This window comes from Sutcliffiella sp. NC1 (assembly GCF_027594365.1).
GTDB lineage: Bacteria > Bacillota > Bacilli > Bacillales > Bacillaceae_I > Sutcliffiella > Sutcliffiella cohnii.
Genome location: NZ_CP115153.1, coordinates 2,353,599 through 2,374,155, shown reverse-complemented (window position 1 = coordinate 2,374,155; position 20,557 = coordinate 2,353,599). Strand labels below are relative to the sequence as shown.

The following is a 20,557-nucleotide window of genomic DNA, read 5'->3' as shown; positions in this document are numbered from 1 at the left end:
TAATATTTTTTAAGTTTACTTTTTTTCTTGAATATCTATTGACTAGCCTACAATATCTACAAAAATAAAAACCTCTTCATAAGAAGAGGTTCATTTTCCCTCCTCTTATCTTCCAGACAAAAAGTGTCTGCAGGATTTAGCACCTTTCAAGTTTTTGAAGGTTGCTGGACGTCATCGGGCCTGACCCCTCGGTCACTCTTGATAAGAGTTTATAAAGTTGTAAATATTTTACGTTATGATGTCGTACAATAATATATTCCTAGTTGTCGCCACCTCCAAAAATTAAAAATCCTTTCTAAAAGATTAGAAAGGATTAATATGCAGTCCTCTCCTTATCTTTCAAACAATAATGTTTGCAGAATTTAGCACCTTTCAAATCGTTTGAAGGTTGCCGGGCTTCTTCGGGTCTGTTCCCTCCACCACTCTTAATAAGAAGTTTCATTTATTATTATGTTGTTAAATAAAATAATAACAATTTTAAATATTTTCTGTCAATAGTTTTTGTAATCTTTTTTAAAAACATACTTTTAATCTATGATTAGTATGTTCATTCTTCTGGTAATATTAAGTTTATTCCGCCGATTTTAGGGTAGAATTCACCTATAGAACCCATACCTCCAGAGTAATATTGATCTCCATCTTGATTACTAAACTGGAAGAATGGTTGTATATATACTATTTTCCCTTTTAGCTCATCAATATTTTTGGAGGATAATGGAATATATAGGAGCATTTCTCTTTCCGTCAATGTTAATGGTAAATTAAGAGGTTCACCATTAAATTCATCAAGTTCATTCGAGTATAATTCAAAATCATCATCAAATGTGTACATCATATTATTTATATCATTTTCTGTCATACCTGGTAGCCAAAACAGTATGCGTTCTAATACGTCTCCCTTTGGGCCATCTAATCTAAATATATAACCTGTTCCATTAAAACCTAGTAGGCCATTCATAACCCATCTATTATGACTAACTTGATCTTCATTACCTATTAACGTAAATTGGTACGTTTTATCCATTGAGAAAGTTTCTTCCATCCCGTTAACCTGTAATTGTAATGAATTCAGCATGTAGTTTTCATCAAAACTATCCTTTATCGAGGTCATTGTCCTTTCCCCAATTGTAACTTTAGATTCACCGTTTATCATCATTTCTACTTCTGAGTGAATGTTCCTTTTATACCACGGTAAATCCTCATCCACTTGTAAAATGTATTCCCCTTCCATTTTTGAGAAAACATTACCTTTGTCATCTCTAAAAATTAATTTATCAATAGTAGGCGTTTTTTGCCATGGATGAGCTTTTACCCACACAACAGGTAGTGAAAATGACGCAATTGGTATGTTCTCTTCCACTGTTAACACGATAGAGCCACCACTATTTAAAGGATATATTCCACTTGAAACATTTGATTGAGTACTCCACCAAACGATTGAAATAGTAAAACAAATAATCGTAAATAGGAAAACAATCAATATCCTTTTTAACATTGTGTTTCCCCCTTTCCTTATGTCATAATATTCAAACGTTTTAGGGTGGAAAAGGTTTCATTTTTTTTAATATAAAAAGCAAACTAATAATAGTTGAAACTTTTTTACCTAATATACCGTATATTAAGTAATCTTTAAAAAGGCTTGGCAACTACTTCTTAACCATTCAAATGGCCTTAGTATGTTAAAATATAAAAGAAATTGCACTTGAAAGGGTGTGGGTGGATGGATATTTATATTGCATCAACAATTATAGTGGCACTATCACTACTATATTATGGTTATGATAAGAAAAAAAGTTATGAATTAAAAGAAAAAGAATTAGAGCTTGAACATAAAAAATTGGAACTTGAAATTATGAAGCTCAATAAAGATGTGCAAACAAATAACGACGAAAGAAAAGATACACAAGTTTGATTGAATTCAAATTGTGTCTCTTTTTTTTGTCGTTACATCGCTAAACTATGAATATTAAAGCCTACCTACAAAAGTAACATCTTCTACTCTACGCCCATCTGCACCGCCACTTATGATTGTTTGAACATCTTGTATAACTTCTTGTAAAGAAACCGATTGTCCTTTTACTTTCGTATGCTCTTCCGCTACGAAAAAAGGTTGCGTTAAATATGCTTCAAGTTTTTCCCCTCTTTCGTACGTTTCTTTCTCTGAAATCGGGATTGCTTGATTTCCTCTTACTTGAACTAGCGCACGTAATTCACGATAACGACGTAATAATTTTTTTGCACGTTGTTGAACTGATAAGTGATTTTGATCAATATATGCTCCTTCTAATATAGACGAAGTAGAATAAATTGGATTTACGGCAGGGAATTTAAATCTTGCAGCTAAGTCCGCATCAAAGTGCCAAACAGTTTCTAACGGACCATATGGCATTTCTTCATCCATTACTTCTCCTTTTAGATCCAGAAGAATTGTCGTAACGTTTGAAATTCCTTCTTGCTCTAATCTCTCTTGTAACTCGAATGTCTCTCCAGTTAGTACATGCTCTCTATCGGTAGCAAAAAGAATATGATTGTTACTATTTGAACTATTTACTATTACTTCATGCGTTTCATTAATTGAATTTGATAGTATATCTACTAATGGATACAAATCTTGGAGCTCTGGATAAATGCCTTCTGGTTTTTGAAGTATTGTACGATATCCATTCTGTTTAAGATTATGAAACAACTCTGCAAGAACAACTAGTTGGCCCATTCCTGGACGAGCTACTAATCCGACCGTTCCTCCTTTCACTATAGGAGCAAATAAATCCACAACTTTAATACCCGTTTCCAACATTTCGATAGAATCTTCTCTAATTATTAGTTCGTCTAAACTACATTTCGCTAAAGATGCTAACGCAACAATTGTTCTAACTTCTGCTCTTCCAACTGGAATTTTTCCTGTACATAAATTAGAAACGGTAGCTGGTCGCAAGCCTACTGCTCGGGCAGCACTTGTTAAATTGGGAACCCTCTTTCTTAATAATGGGACATTAAGTTTTAAATTTTCCATCTTTTCTCCACTCCTTTTTTAATTTTAAGAAAAGTCTTGTTGTTACTTTAAATAGTAATTTATTTTACTATCTAAAGTCAACACATTATATGCGTAAACGTAATAAAAATTACCTCTTAAAGTAATTATTTTATAGTTTTATATTTACTCATAAAACACATGAGTTAATTATTTTACATATTTTCACATATATCAGACATAATAATAAAAAAGGAAAGGAAGAAACTAATGAGAAAATTTATATTTTTATTAAGTTTTGTCGTACTTGTCGTTAGTTTTGCTCCACTCTCTAATGTTCAAGCTCATTTCAACGGAGAAGGCTGGATAAACAAAGATGTAAAATTAACAGATTCTCAGAAAGAGGAGCTCGGGGCACTACATAAAAATGTGTTAATAGAGAAGAAAAACATCATTAACAAGTACGTTGAGTACGGTATAATACCACCTGATAAAGGGGATAAAATAATAGCAAAAATGGAAAAGCGTTATAAAAAAATGGAGGAAAATGAATTTATTCCTCAATGGGATAAGTATAAAAAGCATAAAAAGCACAATGAATAATATTAATTACATTTTTTAAAATAAAAAAACACTTGAGATCCTTTTCTCAAGTGTTTTACTTATTGAACGAGCGAGTGTTTAAACGCATATATGACTGCTTGTGTACGATCTTGGACATCTAACTTAGCTAAAATATTACTAACATGCACCTTAACCGTTTTAAGTGCAATAAACAATTCATCTGCAATTTCTTGATTTGTTTTTCCTTGGGCAATAAGAAGTAAAATTTCCATTTCACGATTTGTTAATTCTTCATGGGGAAGCTGTTTCGTTTTTTGTCGCATACGCTTCATCATCTTTCCAGCAACTTCTGGCTCCAATATAGATTGCCCATTATACGTAGAACGAATAGCATTAGCAATTTCATTCGCTTTTGATGTTTTTAAAATATAGCTTGTTGCCCCTGCTTCTAAGGCAGGATATACTTTTTCGTCATCTAAGAAGCTCGTAACAATAATTATTTTCGCATCTGGCCATTCTTCCATTATTTTTTTCGTTGCCTCAATTCCATCCATTTCTTTCATCACTAAATCCATTAATATAATATGTGGTTTATGTTTAAGAGCTAAGTCTATTGCAACTTTCCCGTCATCCGCTTCCGCTATAACTTCAATATCTGGTTGAGCAGACAAATAGGCTGCGACCCCTATTCTTACCATTTCATGATCATCTACTAGTAAAACTTTAATCATCATCTTCACCCTTTAAATCAATCTTTGGAACTTTTACTTCTAAACGAGTTCCTTGTCCTTTTACACTAACAATTTTCATAACGCCACCAATTTCAAGAGCACGATCATACATATTTTGCAATCCGTAGGAACCAGCTTTTTCAGACTCTACATCAAATCCAATCCCATCGTCCTCTATTCGCAATATAATGAATTGATCTCGTTCGATTAGGAGTACTTCCAAACTAGCTGCTTTGGAATGACGTAATGAGTTAGAAAAGGATTCTTGTACAATCCGGAATAGATGGTCCTCCACACCTTTATCCATTCGAAATTTTTCTAGTTTCCAACTAAGTTCCATTGGTATCTTATGTTGTAATTCGATTAACAACTCTTCTATTCCTTCTTGCAATGTTTTACCTTTTAAAGCAACTGGTCGTAAATGTAAAAGTAGTGCTCTCATTTCTAACTGAGATTGTTGTATCATTTGTTCAACAAGGAGTAGTTGTTTTGTTTGATATTCTGCAAGCTCCGAATTATTTTCTGTAATAGCAGACATTAACATAGAAGCAGCAAATAACTGTTGGCTAACCGAATCATGTAGTTCTCGTGCAAGTCGGTTTCTTTCTTGTGAAATGATTTCTTGTACTCTATTTTCCATATCAACTGCTTTTTCATTTGCCAGTTTTTGAGCTAATTTAGCTTGTTCTTTCATTTGCATATTTATTTTATGGAGGATTTGTTGTACCATATCTAATTCTGGAACGGCTTGTTTATCCATTAAACTTCTTCCTTGTTCAATATGTGTTACTTGATCGTAAACGGTTTGCCATTGTTTTTTTTCAAAAACTCCAGAAAGAAGTCCTGTTATAATTCCGATTAAGAAAATAATACAACTACTAAAAAGCATAAGCGGTAAATCAAAAACTTTTACTTCCCAAAAAGAAGCCCAGTTCATAAATGGAAAAGAATAAAACAAGATAGCCCCAATTGTTATTAAACTGAGTAACGATATAAGAAAACCGATGACAACATACCGTTGTATTATATTCATATTCTCTTCACCTCTAATTTACCGACAAGTATAGAGGTGTTTATTTTTACTTTTTGTTGAACTTGAATATACTTTTCTGTTTGATATCGAATTGATTGATTAAACCTTTTTTCGTCATCGTTACCTAAAATATGTGTTGTACCAACTAACGCAGAATGTTGGATAGAAATCTCTACTTCATACGGAACTAAAATTTGTACATTACCTATTATGTTTCGGACAAAAATAATTGCTTCTCCTTTTGGTAAAACTGTGTTACTCAAATCAATTATTGTATCACCAATACCCGTTTGAATGTTAACATCTTCCCATGTGTAGGAATGATTCGGTGTTTTTTGACTACCAAATATTTTGTTCGTAAACCAGGGTTTAATTGTTTGCAAAGGCTCTATAACTTCTTCCATTAAAGGTTCGATTCGCTCAGGTTGTTCCTTACTGCGAGCCACCTTCATAATTAAATACGCTATTGCAGCTAAAATAGCATACTTAAACGTTGTCATATTAATAACCGTAAAAAATACTGAAACTCCACCAATTACGAAAAAAACTTTTCCTAAAAAAGTATGTTGATATTTTCTACCGAAATACATAAATCCAGTTGAAAAAAGAAGGGAGATTAATAAGCCACTATTAAGAAATAAAATTTCTATTGCAAAGACTAATATACCAAACAAAAATAAATACATTGCATATTCTTTACTTTCTTTTTTCACTGTAGCTCCCCTCCTTTTTGTTACTCAAGTGTCAATTATTGTTGTGTAATGTATTAATATTGATTTTTACTAGCCAAAAAAGGCGTAAAATACGCCCTTTTATACTCCTTAATAGAATATCAGTTTTTACGATAGATTAGAAACAGTTTTCTCTTCATTTTGGAATTGTTTTTCTAGTTGAGCAATTTTCATATCGATCGTATGCTGGTGGTAGCTATTATTGACTTTTGTTTCTAATCGTTCTAAATAATTTTCCATTTCATTAAATTTATTAAGAGATTCAGTAGTGTCATTAGACTTTAAAATCGAATTTATTCGATGATTTGCTCGGGCAACATTTTCTCGTCCCATTAATTCCATTCTCTTAATGTACATATCTTTCAATTTATGTTTCATCACTTCATATTTTTGTTCAAGATTTTGTAAATCTGCCTTTGCCTTTTCTAATGAGGCGTGTAAATGACTTGCTCTTTCACTATATTGCGTTTGTTCTTGAATAGCAAACTCATATAATTCCATTTCTTCTGCTTTGAGAGCAACTTCCGCTTGATATTTTCGTTTTTCACTTAAACTTTTTGCTTGTTCATATTCTTTACGGAACTCTTCTTTTAATAAACCTTGTCGTTCTACTAATTGTTTAACCTTTTCGACTTCTTTTTCACAATCTCGTAAATATTGATTTAACATGGCAATCGGATTTTTCTCTTCTTTTTTGTCCAACACTTCATGAAAATCTGCAGCTATTGAATTTTTAATTCTTGAAAATAAATTACTCATTACTATTCCTCCTATTATTTAGAATTTAAGGCTTTCCATTGGTTTTCAAAGTTAGTAAACGGATCATTGTTATTCATTTCAGTGGAAACTTCTTCTTTTTCGTTGTTCAGCTTTTTATATACAACGTATAATACATAGGCCGCTAATATGGCAAGGATCGCTGGAACATTTGCTATTGTTATCGAAATGGCAAAAAATCCGATAATAGCCCACAATACTTTTGTTCCTGTAGAATTTGTTTTTAAAAATCCTTTTACAGCATAGTAAGATACAACAGCGCTAACTGCTAAACCGAATAGTGGTCCAATATTGCCTAACAATACGAAGAAGGCAACTAATCCTAATAAAAATAAACCTAATTTTTTCATTTGTCTTACTCCTTTCTTTTCTTATATTGTTCATGTCTCTATCTTATCTTGATATCTAACTTCCTATAAGGAGCCTTAGCTATATTTTGAAGTAAGACTTGGGGCTTATGAGGAATAGGCCTATAAAGAAACGCACAAAAAAACCTTGGAGCTAATTACTCCAAAGTTTTTTGTTAACTGGTTTTATTAATAGCAAAAGTTCATGTAGTTAAGTGATTGCGGAAATGATTGCACCAGTGGCTTGAATCCAACTTCCGGTCATATTTATATATTTTCCTTCATGCTCTTTATTTCGTAAACCGTAAATTCCACCGATTGCTTGTAATGAGTTACCGATAGCTTGAAGCATATACCCATTAATCTTTAAGACTCTTTGCACATTAAATTCACTCTGTAATTCATCCACAAAAGCTAAAGATGCACCTAGAGCTTGCATCCAGTTTCCAGAAATGACCAGTTCCGCACCGTCATCTTTATTTAAAATCATTAGTATTCCAATAATAACAGTAACATTACCAACTGCTTGTATTTCATTTCCAAGTTTAGTTAACGAAAAGTGTTCTATTACATCCGCTTCTACAGCGTTTCCCGTTGCTTGTAAAACATTTCCGATTAGATTCCATTCATTATGCGCTACAGAATCTTCTATAATTGGAGGTGTACTTCCTAGTGCTGAAATGATGGTACCTACTGCATTAATCCACCCACCGAACGTACCTAGTTCTTCGTTCGCCATTTACATAACCGCCGTTCTTTCTATAATATTCTATATTATTCAAAAACGACTCAGACGTTTATCATTATAAAAATGGTAACGAAAACAAACTAAATAAAAATATGAAAACGGAAGCTAATAAAAACGGATGAATATAGTAGCGTTCATTATCTTTTTTTTCGTTTTGGTGCTTAACTACATATATATTGCTGACATAAGAAAGAGCCATAAACAGTAAGCTTACACCAAAAGTTATATTAATTAATTTGAAAGGTAACAGCTTATATAAGACATATGTTGTCGTCATGATTATAAAAATAAAAAACATTGCAGATACTATATACTTTTTCATACACCCTCACCTATTTGTTTAGACTCTCCCTTAATGAGTTAAAGTTCATACTCCCACTCTTCTTTTAATAATATGTATAAAAATAGTAAATAGTTTTCCTTTTCGTTTTGAGATAATGTGCTTAAATTAACCCCAGCCTTCGGTAAAAGTATGATTGCTAACTTTTCCGTTATATCTACTCGTTCATTATATGGAAGTTGCAAGAAGCGATTATAATATACCTTTACTAGCTCCCAATCTTTTTGATTGTAGGAAGAAACCACATCTTTATCAAGTAATTGACTACCAATATAAAGTCCACGTAAGTTTAATTCTTCCTCCATTGAACTCTTTTTATCCTTTTTCTTCTTACTTCTTTCATGTACGACAATCGTTCCTGCGACTATGTCACCTACTCGTTTATGTTTTGAATGGAAAAAGACCATAATCATTCCAATAAAATATGACGTTGGTAAAGCGTCTATTATTCGTAATAGATTCCGTATAATGCTTGATAATAAAGTTAAACTATGACCGTTTTCTTGAATGACTCTAATCCCAATTAGTTTTTTACCAATTGTCCTTCCTCCATAAAAAAATTCTAAAACAAAAAAATATCCCCATTGAATAACAAATATACTAATAATTATTACTGCAAATAAAATCGAAGAACCATCTGCAAAAATGGATATACTTTCATCAATAAAATAAAATAGGAGGAATAGTAACAAATATGTAATTGTAATTATGGCTTGATCGATAAGAAAGGCAGCTGCTCGACTTCCTAATCCAGCAAGTGAAAATTGCACAGAGACAAATTCTGGTGTTTTAATTTCTAATTTATTTTCCATTTTCAACAACCCCTTTTCTATGGGTGCTTCCTATTTTTCTCAAAAATTATTATAATATAAAAAGAAGTAAATATTTTTTAAATGTTCCATTTTTTTAATAATGATAAGTGGGTGAAGGAATGAATGTTAATCAATACGTAAAGCTCCATCGAAACGATTGGAAGCTGTTAGAAGAACATATCCTCTTATTACAAAGAGGAAAACATTATGATACGACTAGTCTAGAAAACTATTATAAATTATATAGAAAAGCGACACAGCATTTATCGTATTGTCAAACATATTTTCCTAACGAAGAAGTAACTTTATATTTAAACGGGTTAGTTTCGAAAGCACATAATTTATTGTATAAAGACCAAGTTTCAAGTTTACAACAAATTAAAACTTTTTTTAGCACAACCTTTATCCGATTATTTATTGAACAATGGAAGTTTGTATTAGTTGCTGCATTGCTTTTTATTATAGGAGGGATTGGGAGCTTTATCTCTATCGTAACGGATCCCTTACATGCTTATACAATTTTACCAAGTTCTATGACAGACGCTATTGATCCAAGTAGCATTGGACAACATGATGGCGCTGTTGATTCTTCCCTTATGTCAGCAGCGATTATGACGAATAATATTCAAGTTGCCATTTTAGCTTTTGCTGGTGGCATTACATTAGGTATATTAACTACATACGTATTAATCTATAACGGTATTATCGTTGGTGCAATCGCTGCAATATATTGGAACGCTGGAAAAACATATGAATTTTGGGCATATATCGTACCTCATGGCATGATCGAATTAACAGCCATATTTATTGCAGGAGGTGCCGGTTTACTAATGGGCTATAAACTTTTTGTGCCAGGTGTCTATACTCGTGGGTATCAGCTAAAAGTACAAGCAAAACGATCTGTACAATTATTATTAGGAACGATCCCTTTATTTGTAATAGCAGGAATAATAGAAGGTTTCATTACTCCTGCCCCCATTTCTCTTGAATTAAAATATTTTGTTGCAGTTATTACTGTGATTGGACTAGTAATTTATATACTAGTCGGAAATGCACTTTGGAAAGCAACAGCTTATAATAACCCTCGATTTAATAGATCTATATAGTGTGAAACAACAACTGGAGCTAAACGCTCTTCTTTGGCCTCCATCATTTGGAGGCCGTGCTTTTCCCACTTAGCAATTTGATTACGCTTAAATAAAAATTGTTGTTGAGCAACACTCTTAATCATCGCTACTTTTTCAATTGTTAATTCACGCTTTATCATTTTTTGCAACGTTAAATCTTCTACACCAACTAATAAAAATAAGTGACGCTTCCGTAGACGAACTAAATAAGGTAAAACACTTTCTTCGTAAAGAAACGTACGTACATCACTAAATAAGATTAATAAACTCCGCTTTTTTTGCAACATTTGCAAATGCTGGAACATCAATGCGTAATTAGATTCAACTTGATCAACATGAATATTGTAAATCGATTTAAGTATAGTTTGTAAATGAGCCATTCCTTTTCCAGGTGGGACATATACTTTAACGTCTTTAGAAAATGCTAGAATAGAAACATAATCACCGTTATTTAACGCTGCGGTTGCTACCGTAATTGCTGCTTCCATTGATTTTTCTAAACGATTACTCTTCGTTAACTCCGTCCCCATCATTCTTCCACAATCAATAAGAAGCGTAATATATTTTCCATGCTCTGGCTCATATTCATTCGTCATTATTTCTCTTAATTTCGCAGTTTGCCGCCAGTTAATTTTCCTCGGATCATCACCTAGAGAGTAACTTCTAATTTTTGAAAATTCTCCTGCCCCACTAATTTGCTTTCTTATTTTTTCACCATCATATAATAAAAACTTTTGAGCATTTTCTAAATATCTCTTTGAGTCCGATAAATCCGGTATAACTCTAATACTAGCTGATTTATCAACAACCATTTGCTTTTCCCAAAGCCCTAAATTACTTTTATATCTTACATAAACTTTGTTTAGCGTATAATTCCCTCTTATCTGAGCACTTGTGTCATACAATACAATTTCTGTTTCCATCGGTTTTATAGTCCCTTGGAAGAGGCTGGAAGACCGAAAATTTTGGGGAAGTCCGTCTTTTAAAGTGTAGTGAATAGCTTTGTTAGAGTTGTTTATCATTTGAATTTGAAACGTACATAACTTACCTCTCTCTATTTCGTCCGGCACAATTCTATTTAAATGGATTTCCTTTCGCTTAGGTGTATAAGCTAAATCAATTAAACTAATAAAAAGTGCTAACAAACTAAACACGAATAGCATAATGGAGACTTGAATAAAAACACCGACCATTACAAATGTTACGTAAATAATGCTTAACAACACAATTAATTTTTTAGTGGGAACAATACCTCTATCTTGGAACAGGAATCGAGCCAACAATCTCTTCCAATACTTGATCAACGGTCGCACCCTCCAATTCTACTTGTGGCGATAATTGTACTCGGTGTCGCAAACTTGGACGGGCAACGATCTTAACGTCATCAGGCGTAACATAATCTCTTCCAGATAAAAACGCCCAAGCTTGTGCCGCTTTACCTATCGATATTCCCGCTCTCGTACTAGCACCTATCCGAATTGCCTCTGTTTCACGAGTTTTTCGAACAATTTGTAATACATATTGTAATACACTATCACTTATCGTGACGTCTTGAATCTGTTTCCGTAATACTAGGAATTCTTCCATTGATATAACTTCTTCTAACGTAGAAGTATTCCAATTATTTTCTAAAACTTGCCTTAACACTATTTTTTCCTCTTCAAAGCTAGGAAAGTTAACTAGTAGTTTAAATAAGAAACGGTCTTGTTGCGCTTCTGGTAATGGATATGTACCTTCGTATTCGATAGGATTTTGCGTTGCAACGACAAAAAACACGTCAGGTAGTTGATACGTTTCACCTTGAATAGTCACCTGCTTTTCTTCCATTGCCTCAAGTAGTGCTGCCTGTGTTTTAGCAGGCGTTCTATTAATCTCATCAGCTAACAAAATATTTGTAAAAACTGGCCCTTTTATCGTTTGAAAGCTGTTATTTTGCATATTATAAATCGTGCTCCCAGTAATATCACTCGGGAGTAAATCAGGTGTAAATTGGATTCTTTGAAATCTCCCACCTAAAAAAGTTGCAAGCGCTCTAACCATTTGGGTTTTTCCTGTGCCTGGTACTCCTTCAAGAAGGACATGTCCTCCAGCTAATGTAGCAGATAGTAGTAATTTCAAATTCATTTCTTGGCCAATGATTCTTTCTGAATATTTATCTAGTAAAGTTACTATTTTCGTATCATTCATCATTCTTCTACCTCTTTCCTTAATTGATCTATTTTCTTGGACCAAGTTAAGTATTCTTTCTTCGTTAACGATTTAGATTGTAATACTTTCGGCAATTGATTTAACAAGCTAGCTAATTCTTTATTAGAAATTTTCGAGCATTTTTCCTCTATTCTTTGCTGAACATCCTCCCACTCTTTATAAGTAGCTATTCCCCACTTTTCTTGCATAATAGCACGAACATAGCTTGCCTGATATTGGAGGGATTCTACATATTTGTTTCCGCGAATATACCAAGCTGATAACGCCCGAATACTTTCATCACTAAAACGTACCATTTCTTCACGTGGTGTTATAATCGTTCCAAATCGTTTTCCTTTATGTAATAACCATAGGAACACTATTATTATGCTATGCAAAAGTAATAATATAAACCATGTTGGATATACTTCCCAATAGCTCGTATTAGGATAATGAACGTAATCATTGAAATAGATAGCATTTGGTTCTTCCAATTCTTTTAAAAGTGTAACAAGGATTGGAATATGGTCTTGTTGTAGTATGGTTCGGTTTGTTACCCAACTACTACTATTTACAACAATTAATGAACCATTACCGTATTGACGTTTCAGCGCTACAACACCATATTCATCTTGTAATAATAGTTCATCACGTTCTTCATTTAAAACTAATCGATATGGAGATGTTATTTCTGCTGAGTACGTACGCTCTTTGTAATCAGATAAGGTGTTGACTATATTGGATGAGGTATCGCTACTTTTTACTTGTAATGAAAATAAATTTGCAGGATTGTCCTTCAAAAGTATAATCGTGTTTCCATTCTTTAAAAATTGCTCATAGTACATTAATTCATCACTATTTCCAAGCGATCCTACACCTATAAGAAAGAGAACATTGTTTGATGAATCTGGTAATAGGTCTGGTGAATAATTCCACCGTTGAACTGACTTGTACTCTCCTCCTAAATACGTATAAAACGCTTTCACACCAGTAGGAGATGGTGAATCCGACATAAATGGTACAAGCTGTTTCTCTTCTGGTGTAAAGGAAATATATGCCGCAATGAGAAGGAGAACTAGGAAAAGAGAAAGTATGAACCATGTCTTTTTTTGTGAGTTTAGTAGTTGCATATTATCTTCCTCCTTAGCTCTCTTTTATCCAACTAACAACTTCATCGCGAAATAATAAATATTGTTCTTTTTTCACATCTTTTTCTCCGTATGTCGCTTGATCAAATAATAGTGCGAGCTTTTGAAATAATTTTGCCACTTCGTTATTTTCCTTCTTTAACTCCTCATAATATTCCCAGTTCGTTTTCCATATTTTTGCTACAACCCATTCTCGTTCATGGAAGTATAAAAGAAAAGCTAGAAATAAATGACGTGTAGCTAAAGAATAGTTCCCCTCATTCTCTTGCTTTTCCGCTTCCTGTAAATGCTTATGAAAAGACCAATTTAGCTCATTTTCACGTTGAAGAGGTTGCGATAGCTCGAATGTTCTTTTTTCCATTCTCTTCTTTAACAATATGAAAAACAATACGATCACGACAATGACAATCATTCCTATTAGAATAAATCCAGGTATTCCGTTACTAGTACCTATCGGAGCACTCCAATTTAAGTTTTCTTCAAGCCACATTAAAAAATTATCCCAAAGTCTCTCTAATATACTTCTATTATCTTCATAATAAACTTGATATTCTTTTCCATTCAATATCGATTCCAGTTGTTTCCTTGCCTGCTCTTCATTTTGCATATTCTCACCTACTTTTGGGAAACAAAATTAATAGATTAATAATTATCAATTAAATCTTTTAAATCATCTGCATCATGTCTTGTTTTACTATCAAAATACATAACAGAATATCCTACCGCAAAAACCATTGTTGTAATTAAGTTCGTCACACTTAAAATTAGTGAGAATAACACACTACTCCCTAAAAAGGATCCGAACGTTACCTCAATAGCTGTTGATATTGCTGTAATAATTAAGAAAAACACGACGTATAACCCAATTAATGGCCATGTTCTTCCACGAGTTAATCCCCAACTTCTACTAAAGCCTGGTGCCTCCTCATCAATAACCGTTGAGCCAAAGTAAAAACCCCATCGTGTTAATAAATACAAAAACGGAATAGCTAATAAAAGCAAAAAGATAAAAATGAGGAAAATACTTGCTATCGGATTGATAAATATCATCGAGAATCCAAAGAAGCTAATTAAAAATATTCCTGCAACGAATAATAGGAACAAAATTAATCCAAATAAAATAGTACTACCCACCATTGGCCAAAAACGAGTAAAGGACTTTTTAATAAGTGTCATATATGTAAACTCTTCATTATTTCGAATGGCGTTTACTCCATGTAATATTGCACCGTGTGCTACTGGATAAACAAAAATACTAAGCAAACCAATTAATATAATTGCTAACTCAGAACCTAAGTTAGTATTATTCACTTCGTAATAATATTCGTCATCCACAAACGTATTAAACATTTGTTCAAACCAATTAGAACCCGCTGCTACATCGCGAATAAAACTAGTACCTGTAGCAAATAAAATGATTGCTTCCAACAATAATAAAGGACCTATTAATATGAGAAAAATTAATAAAAAATCTTTAAAGTTATTTTTACTAATCTGAAAAGTTACATCTAATATTTCCCCAAATTTTTTCGGTCTTGAAAATTGCTTGTTCATTGTCCCATCCCCCTATTATTTAAAACCCAAATGTTGTCAGTATTAGTTTATTTTATCATTAGTTAGGAAGATTGAAGAGTAGGAAAACTGAATTTTTTCATTATTTATTAAATTTTTTTGTAACACATAAAGGAATAGTGGTATCTTTCTTATAAACATGTATAAAGGAGAGATTTTATGCTTCATCATATTGAACTGTATGTTTCAAATTTAAATAGGTCAAAGCAGTTTTGGGGTTGGCTTTTAGAAGATGTACTACATTATGAAAAGTATCAAGAATGGGAAAGTGGAATTAGTTATAAATACGAAAGTATGTATATTGTTTTCGTTCAAACAGAACAACGATTTTTGGAGCCTTCGTACCATCGATGCAGAGTCGGTTTAAATCATTTAGCATTTCAAGTTCGTAATCGAGAAAAAGTGGATGAGATTACAAAGCTAATAGAACAACGTGAGCTGAAGATTTTGTATAAGAACAGCCATCCTTATGCAGGCGGGAATGATCATTATGCAGTATACTTTGAAGATCCTGATCGCATAAAAGTTGAAATCGTAGCAATGTCTTAACTTTTATATTCAGCTTGGTAAGAATTTTCTTATAGCATATTTTTCACTTTTTGAGTGATTCTATTAATAGTTTGAACATTATAAGGGGGCTTAAACAGTGAATATTCAACGAGCTAGAGAAATTGCAGAATCTGGAGATTTAGCAAAAGTAACATTAAATGGCATTCCTGTATACATACAGCATGTGGATGACGATGGAGATACAGTCCGAATTTATCCACTAAATGATCCGCAAAATGAACAAAACGTATCGGTTCAACAATTACAAGAAGGTTGAAATTTCGCTTCAACCTTCTTCTTTTAAAATTTTTAATTCGCTATAAATACTAATCGTATCCTTCATCTTCATTCTAACTAATCCACTTGAGGATGGTGCGACAAAATCAATTGTTCCTTCTACCACACAATCTTCTTGTTTTCCCCAAGGGGCTTTTTTCTTGCCGCTGAGCTGCAAATAAACACCTTTACCAACATAACAAACAATTTTCGGACGATATTTCTTTATTTTATTTTTCAATGTTTCTTTTCCTTCTGCATACTCTTCTTTCGTTATTTCATCGGCAGCTTTCGTTGGTCTAGCAACAATATTCGTTAACCCATATTGAAAATCTAAAACTGTGTAATCTTCGGATGGGTGCAATTTTTTAGGTGTTAAGCTTGATTCGTGAAGAATTTTCCAAAATCGATTATTCGGATTTGCGAAATGATGCCCCGTCTCACTAGACATAATACTCGGATTAAACCCAACAAATAGTATTTCTAAATTGTGTTTTATATGGTCTTGCACTAATTTTAGCTCTTCCACTTTTTACATTCCCTCGTGTTTTAGTTTCTTTCGTAAATATATTGTTCCTCCAACGAGTAACGCTAGTCCTATTAAGAAACTACCTATCAATATCATATCTAATTTATACCACGCCTCGATGAAATAAACCGCTATCGCAATTAGAAAAATACCAATTTGGTAACTAATAAAAGAGAATAAATACTGTTTATTATCTTTCATAAAAAAATCCCATTTAAACCAACTATATATTGCTGCACCTATTGCTAAATAAAATATCACTTGTAGTATTATTGGAGATGCTGTTTCCATTGTAGTTCCCACCCTTTTTATACGTATAAACTATTTCTGTTAAAGTATAGCATACGTACTTTTACTTTTACGCTTCAAAACATTGAAAAAAGCGATAGTTTTACCTATCGCTTTTTGTTCTCTCCTATACTGTTGGCTTTTTCTTTAATAATCCGACCATTAGTGCCGTTATGACAGAACCGATGACGATAGCTAATAAATATAAAAGCATACTTCCAGAAACGATTGGAACTACGAAAATACCACCGTGTGGAGCTGGTAAACCAATTCCGAAAACCATTGTAAGTGCACCTGCTACTGCTGAACCTACAACTGCAGAAGGAATTACACGCATCGGATCTGCTGCAGCAAACGGAATCGCCCCTTCTGTAATGAAACTTGCTCCCATAATATAATTCGTTTTTCCAGCTTCACGTTCTTGTTTCGTAAACTTATTTTTGAACAAAGTTGTCGCCAACGCTATTCCTAATGGAGGAACCATTCCACCTGCCATAATTGCAGCATGTGGTGCATAGTTTCCGGCGTCAATCATAGCAATCCCAAACGTAAATGCTGCCTTATTAATTGGACCACCCATATCAATGGACATCATTGCTCCAAGTATAAGACCAAGTAAAATTAAATTACCCGAGCCTAAACCACCTAATATTGAAATTAAACCTTCATTGAAAGCTTTTAAAGGAGTTACAATATATAGCATAAACATCCCAGTAATAAAGATACCGAAAAGAGGGTAAAGAAGCACTGGTTTTAACCCTTCTAGAGAGGCCGGCAAACCACTTAATGCTTTTTTAATTCCTAACACAATATAGCCTGCAAAGAAACCAGCGATGAGTCCTCCTAAAAATCCGGCCTCACCAGTTGACGCAATAAGTCCTCCAATCATACCTGGAGCTAGACCTGGACGGTCGGCGATACTCATTGCAATAAATCCGGCTAAAACTGGAATCATTAGACCAAACGCATTCCCACCACCGATAATCGATAGCGCTTCTGCAAACCAATGGTAGTCCGGGTGATCCGGATTAGCAGCTTCAATTCCGAACATGAACGATATAGCGATTAATATTCCTCCACCTACGACAAACGGAAGCATATTAGAAACACCGCTCATTAAATGTTTATAAAACTGTGAGCCGCCTTTTCTATTTCCTTTTTCCTCCTCGTTAGAACTCTTGCCACTACTAACAAAAGTTGTCCCTTCCCCACGCTTAGCTTTTTCTAGCAATTCCTGTGGCTTCCTAATCGCTTGTGCAACTGGGACTTCAATTATTTTCTTTCCTGCAAATCGTTCCATCTCAACTTGCTTGTCAGCCGCTACAATGATCCCTGCTGCCGCCTCGATATCACTAGCTTTTAATTTATTTTTAACACCACTTGATCCATTCGTTTCAACTTTAATGGATAATCCTAATTCTTTTGCTTTATTTTTTAAAGCATCAGCAGCCATATACGTATGGGCGATTCCAGTTGGACAAGCTGTTACCGCCAAAATCATACCAGCTTCTTCTACTACTTCTTTTTCCTCTTCTTTGAAAAGTTCTTTTTCCTTTTCATTTATTATATCGATTATTTCTTGTTTACTATTTGCTTGTAACAATTGATTTCGAAAATTAGTATCCATTAGCATCGAGGATAACCGAGATAACGTTTCTAAATGTGCATTGTTAGCTCCTTCGCTTGCAGCTATCATAAAAAATAAATGACTAGGTTGAGAGTCTAGAGATTCATAGTCTACTCCTGCTTTTGAAATTCCAAATGCAATTGCAGGAGTTTGAACTGCCTTAGTTTTTGCATGTGGAATCGCAATACCTTCTCCAATTCCCGTCGTACTTTGGGCTTCTCTTTCTTTTATTTTCTGCTCAAATTCTACTTTATCTTGAAGTTTTCCCGCTCGATCTAACGTATCAACAAGTTCGCGAATAACACTTTCTTTTGAACTTGCCTTTAATCGAAGGGATATCGTTTCTTCTGTCAATAATTGTGTGATGTTCATTTTTTAATGTCCTCCAAATTTACTTCCTGTAATACTACTTCATTAAGTAATCTCTCAACCTCTTCTTTTTCACAAAGGTCATGAGAAAATGCAGTCGCGCTACCAGCTGCAATTCCATTTTGTAATGCATGCAAAATATTTTTTTCTTTACTGTATCCTGCTAAGAAGCCTGCTACTAACGAGTCTCCCGCACCTACAGAGTTTTTCACTACACCTTTAGGTGCTTTTGCAAAATACGTTCCTTGCTTCGTTGCTAAGATGGCGCCATCTCCGGCCATAGAAACGATAATATTTTCTACCCCTTGCTCTAACACTTTCTGTGCGTAATGAATCGCTTCTTCTGTTGATTCTATTGTTACATTAAATAGATCACCAAGCTCATGATGGTTCGGTTTTATTAAAAACGGCTTCCAATCGAGTAGTTTAGTTAACATTTCTCCACCAGTATCAAGTACCACTTTAACGTTATTTTTTGCACATACGCTCATGAGCGTTTCATAAATAGTAGAAGGCATTGTATTAGGAATACTTCCAGCTAGCACTACAATATCCCCTTCATTTAATGATTGTAGTTGTCCAATTAATAGGTCGATGTTATTCTCTGACACTACCGGTCCAGTTCCATTTATTTCTGATTCCATCTTGGCTTTTAGTTTCACATTAATTCTTGATACACCTTCAACTTCAATAAGTTTTTCATTAACTTGTTCCTCTAATAATTTTTCTTTAATGAAGTTTCCCGTGAACCCAGCTACAAACCCTAGAGCAGTTGTGCTTGTCCCTAATTTTGTTAGCACTCTCGATACGTTAAGCCCCTTTCCACCCGGATAATACATAGTTTGGGAGGCTCTGTTGACAACACCTTCCTGAAATGAAGAAATACTCATTACGTAATCAATCGAAGGGTTTAATGTTACGGTATAGATCATTGTTGCACCACCATCACTGTTGTTTTTTGTTCATAGGTTGTCTTTACATCTTTTTCGATTTGGTTCGTTATTATCGTTGCTTCTTTTAAATCGGCAATTTTAATAAACGTTATATCATTCATTTTTGTATCATCAATCAAGACGTAAGCTTGTCTTGATTGTTTAATTGCTAACTGTTTGACGTTTGCTTCTTCTGGATCTGGTGTTGTATAGCCAGCAGTTGGATGAGCACCATTTGCACCAATAAATGCTTTATCAAAGTAATAACTACTTAAACTTTCTACTGCCTTACTTCCCACGATCGCCCCTGTTTTAGGCTTCATATAGCCCCCAACTACATAAGTAGGAATTCCTTTTTCCGTAAGGATTTGAATATGGGCAAATCCATTAGTAACAACGGTTATATTTTTTTTCGTTATTTTTGTAATGAGTTGTAATGTCGTTGTTCCAGCATCAATATAGATGCAATCTCCGTCTTCGATAATAGAAGCTGCTAATTCAGCAATTTCCTTTTTCTTAGTGAGATTTTGAGAAGATTTCTCTTGAATACTTAATTCTTCGCCTTTTTGATGAAGTCTAGAAGCTCCACCATGAACTCGCTTTAATTTTTTTTCTTGTTCGAGCTGACTTAAATCTCTACGGATTGTTGATTCTGATGCGCCTGTTATATCAATTAACTCTTGAATTTTTACTATTTCTTGTACTTGCAACAAATCTAATATTATTTTTTGTCTTTCTGGTGTTAACATTCCATCACCTTTTCTAACGACGATTGTATTCATTATCGAGAAGATACCTTATCATTTAACTTTCACTGTATATTGTATTGTAAGTGTTTGCATAAATCAACCAAAAACATTCATTTTCCATCAACTTCTTTCAAAATCAATCACAAACCA

General features: G+C 33.6%; 24 protein-coding genes and 2 riboswitches. Of the genes, 5 read left to right on the top strand and 19 right to left on the bottom strand.

The genetic code is table 11. The features are described 5' to 3' along the window. Positions 1-102: 102 nt before the first annotated feature. Positions 103-208, bottom strand: a riboswitch (SAM riboswitch). 121 nt (positions 209-329) lie between these two features. Continuing rightward, positions 330-435, bottom strand: a riboswitch (SAM riboswitch). Positions 436-547: 112 nt separating this feature from the next. Next, positions 548-1,495 carry a hypothetical protein gene (locus O1A01_RS12360; protein ID WP_066415771.1) on the bottom strand — a complete coding sequence of 316 codons (948 nt, stop codon included), beginning with the start codon at positions 1,493-1,495 and terminating at the stop codon, positions 548-550. A gap of 225 nt (positions 1,496-1,720) precedes the next feature. Between O1A01_RS12360 and O1A01_RS12355 the strand changes: the two genes are divergently transcribed. Beyond that, positions 1,721-1,912, top strand: a complete 192-nt coding sequence (locus tag O1A01_RS12355; RefSeq protein ID WP_066415773.1) for a hypothetical protein — start codon at positions 1,721-1,723, stop codon at positions 1,910-1,912. A gap of 54 nt (positions 1,913-1,966) precedes the next feature. Here the strand turns inward: O1A01_RS12355 and O1A01_RS12350 are convergent, their stop codons facing one another. Beyond that, a complete protein-coding gene (locus O1A01_RS12350) occupies positions 1,967-3,013 on the bottom strand; it encodes an ATP synthase beta subunit C-terminal domain-containing protein (RefSeq protein ID WP_066415774.1) in 1,047 nt (348 codons plus the stop codon). Positions 3,014-3,241: 228 nt separating this feature from the next. Between O1A01_RS12350 and O1A01_RS12345 the strand changes: the two genes are divergently transcribed. Beyond that, the gene (locus tag O1A01_RS12345) at positions 3,242-3,574 is read left to right on the top strand and encodes a YckD family protein (protein ID WP_066415777.1); all 333 of its coding nucleotides are present in this window, start codon (positions 3,242-3,244) and stop codon (positions 3,572-3,574) included. Positions 3,575-3,633: 59 nt separating this feature from the next. On the opposite strand, the gene O1A01_RS12340 is transcribed toward O1A01_RS12345, so the two are convergent. The 7 genes from O1A01_RS12340 to O1A01_RS12310 form a co-directional block, all read right to left on the bottom strand. Then, on the bottom strand, positions 3,634-4,266 hold the full coding sequence (locus O1A01_RS12340) for a response regulator transcription factor (protein ID WP_066415780.1): 633 nt from the start codon (positions 4,264-4,266) through the stop codon (positions 3,634-3,636). Further along, positions 4,259-5,299 carry a sensor histidine kinase gene (locus O1A01_RS12335; protein WP_066415782.1) on the bottom strand — a complete coding sequence of 347 codons (1,041 nt, stop codon included), beginning with the start codon at positions 5,297-5,299 and terminating at the stop codon, positions 4,259-4,261. The genes O1A01_RS12340 and O1A01_RS12335 overlap by 8 nt, the downstream gene beginning before the upstream one ends. Continuing rightward, the gene (liaF, locus tag O1A01_RS12330; RefSeq protein WP_235858116.1) at positions 5,296-6,012 is read right to left on the bottom strand and encodes a cell wall-active antibiotics response protein LiaF; all 717 of its coding nucleotides are present in this window, start codon (positions 6,010-6,012) and stop codon (positions 5,296-5,298) included. Before liaF ends, O1A01_RS12335 begins: the two co-directional genes overlap by 4 nt. 126 nt (positions 6,013-6,138) lie before the next feature. Further along, positions 6,139-6,789, bottom strand: coding sequence for a PspA/IM30 family protein (locus tag O1A01_RS12325; RefSeq protein ID WP_066415785.1), 651 nt, complete (start codon positions 6,787-6,789; stop codon positions 6,139-6,141). A gap of 14 nt (positions 6,790-6,803) precedes the next feature. After that, positions 6,804-7,157: a lmo0954 family membrane protein gene (locus O1A01_RS12320; protein ID WP_066415788.1), complete on the bottom strand. Its 354-nt coding sequence runs from the start codon at positions 7,155-7,157 to the stop codon at positions 6,804-6,806. 208 nt (positions 7,158-7,365) lie between these two features. Next, complete coding sequence (locus tag O1A01_RS12315) at positions 7,366-7,893, bottom strand: DUF6944 family repetitive protein (RefSeq protein ID WP_270066338.1); 528 nt, start codon at positions 7,891-7,893, stop codon at positions 7,366-7,368. 369 nt (positions 7,894-8,262) lie between these two features. Beyond that, positions 8,263-9,054 (bottom strand): RDD family protein, encoded by a 792-nt coding sequence (locus tag O1A01_RS12310; protein ID WP_066415797.1) that lies wholly within the window; start codon positions 9,052-9,054, stop codon positions 8,263-8,265. A gap of 119 nt (positions 9,055-9,173) precedes the next feature. On the opposite strand from O1A01_RS12310, the gene O1A01_RS12305 reads away from it, so the two are divergent. Then, positions 9,174-10,160 (top strand): stage II sporulation protein M, encoded by a 987-nt coding sequence (locus O1A01_RS12305; protein ID WP_066415800.1) that lies wholly within the window; start codon positions 9,174-9,176, stop codon positions 10,158-10,160. On the opposite strand, the gene O1A01_RS12300 is transcribed toward O1A01_RS12305, so the two are convergent. From O1A01_RS12300 to O1A01_RS12280, 5 genes are read right to left on the bottom strand one after another with little or no spacing between them, the layout of a single operon-like run. Then, positions 10,127-11,494 carry a DUF58 domain-containing protein gene (locus tag O1A01_RS12300; protein ID WP_443081805.1) on the bottom strand — a complete coding sequence of 456 codons (1,368 nt, stop codon included), beginning with the start codon at positions 11,492-11,494 and terminating at the stop codon, positions 10,127-10,129. The two genes, O1A01_RS12305 and O1A01_RS12300, sit on opposite strands and share 34 nt — an antisense overlap. After that, positions 11,436-12,371, bottom strand: coding sequence for an AAA family ATPase (locus O1A01_RS12295; RefSeq protein ID WP_066415803.1), 936 nt, complete (start codon positions 12,369-12,371; stop codon positions 11,436-11,438). The genes O1A01_RS12300 and O1A01_RS12295 overlap by 59 nt, the downstream gene beginning before the upstream one ends. Beyond that, entirely contained in the window at positions 12,368-13,498 is a 1,131-nt protein-coding gene (locus O1A01_RS12290; RefSeq protein WP_066415805.1) for a DUF4350 domain-containing protein, read from the bottom strand. The genes O1A01_RS12295 and O1A01_RS12290 overlap by 4 nt, the downstream gene beginning before the upstream one ends. Positions 13,499-13,511: 13 nt before the next feature. Next, a complete protein-coding gene (locus O1A01_RS12285) occupies positions 13,512-14,123 on the bottom strand; it encodes a DUF4129 domain-containing protein (protein ID WP_066415807.1) in 612 nt (203 codons plus the stop codon). A 35-nt stretch (positions 14,124-14,158) separates the two neighbouring features. Further along, positions 14,159-15,070 carry a DUF7847 domain-containing protein gene (locus tag O1A01_RS12280; protein ID WP_066415809.1) on the bottom strand — a complete coding sequence of 304 codons (912 nt, stop codon included), beginning with the start codon at positions 15,068-15,070 and terminating at the stop codon, positions 14,159-14,161. A gap of 177 nt (positions 15,071-15,247) precedes the next feature. On the opposite strand from O1A01_RS12280, the gene O1A01_RS12275 reads away from it, so the two are divergent. Continuing rightward, positions 15,248-15,637 (top strand): VOC family protein, encoded by a 390-nt coding sequence (locus O1A01_RS12275; protein ID WP_066415810.1) that lies wholly within the window; start codon positions 15,248-15,250, stop codon positions 15,635-15,637. 97 nt (positions 15,638-15,734) lie between these two features. Continuing rightward, the gene (locus O1A01_RS12270; RefSeq protein WP_066415812.1) at positions 15,735-15,914 is read left to right on the top strand and encodes an H-type small acid-soluble spore protein; all 180 of its coding nucleotides are present in this window, start codon (positions 15,735-15,737) and stop codon (positions 15,912-15,914) included. Between the two features lie 9 nt (positions 15,915-15,923). On the opposite strand, the gene O1A01_RS12265 is transcribed toward O1A01_RS12270, so the two are convergent. The 5 genes from O1A01_RS12265 to O1A01_RS12245 form a co-directional block, all read right to left on the bottom strand. After that, the gene (locus O1A01_RS12265) at positions 15,924-16,442 is read right to left on the bottom strand and encodes a mismatch-specific DNA-glycosylase (protein ID WP_094366111.1); all 519 of its coding nucleotides are present in this window, start codon (positions 16,440-16,442) and stop codon (positions 15,924-15,926) included. Positions 16,443-16,445: 3 nt separating this feature from the next. After that, entirely contained in the window at positions 16,446-16,733 is a 288-nt protein-coding gene (locus tag O1A01_RS12260; RefSeq protein ID WP_066415814.1) for a hypothetical protein, read from the bottom strand. 124 nt (positions 16,734-16,857) lie between these two features. Then, positions 16,858-18,729, bottom strand: coding sequence for a PTS fructose transporter subunit IIABC (locus O1A01_RS12255; RefSeq protein WP_066415823.1), 1,872 nt, complete (start codon positions 18,727-18,729; stop codon positions 16,858-16,860). Then, positions 18,726-19,658: a 1-phosphofructokinase gene (gene pfkB / locus O1A01_RS12250; RefSeq protein ID WP_066415824.1), complete on the bottom strand. Its 933-nt coding sequence runs from the start codon at positions 19,656-19,658 to the stop codon at positions 18,726-18,728. The genes O1A01_RS12255 and pfkB overlap by 4 nt, the downstream gene beginning before the upstream one ends. After that, the gene (locus O1A01_RS12245; protein WP_066415877.1) at positions 19,655-20,407 is read right to left on the bottom strand and encodes a DeoR/GlpR family DNA-binding transcription regulator; all 753 of its coding nucleotides are present in this window, start codon (positions 20,405-20,407) and stop codon (positions 19,655-19,657) included. The genes pfkB and O1A01_RS12245 overlap by 4 nt, the downstream gene beginning before the upstream one ends. Positions 20,408-20,557 lie beyond the last annotated feature (150 nt).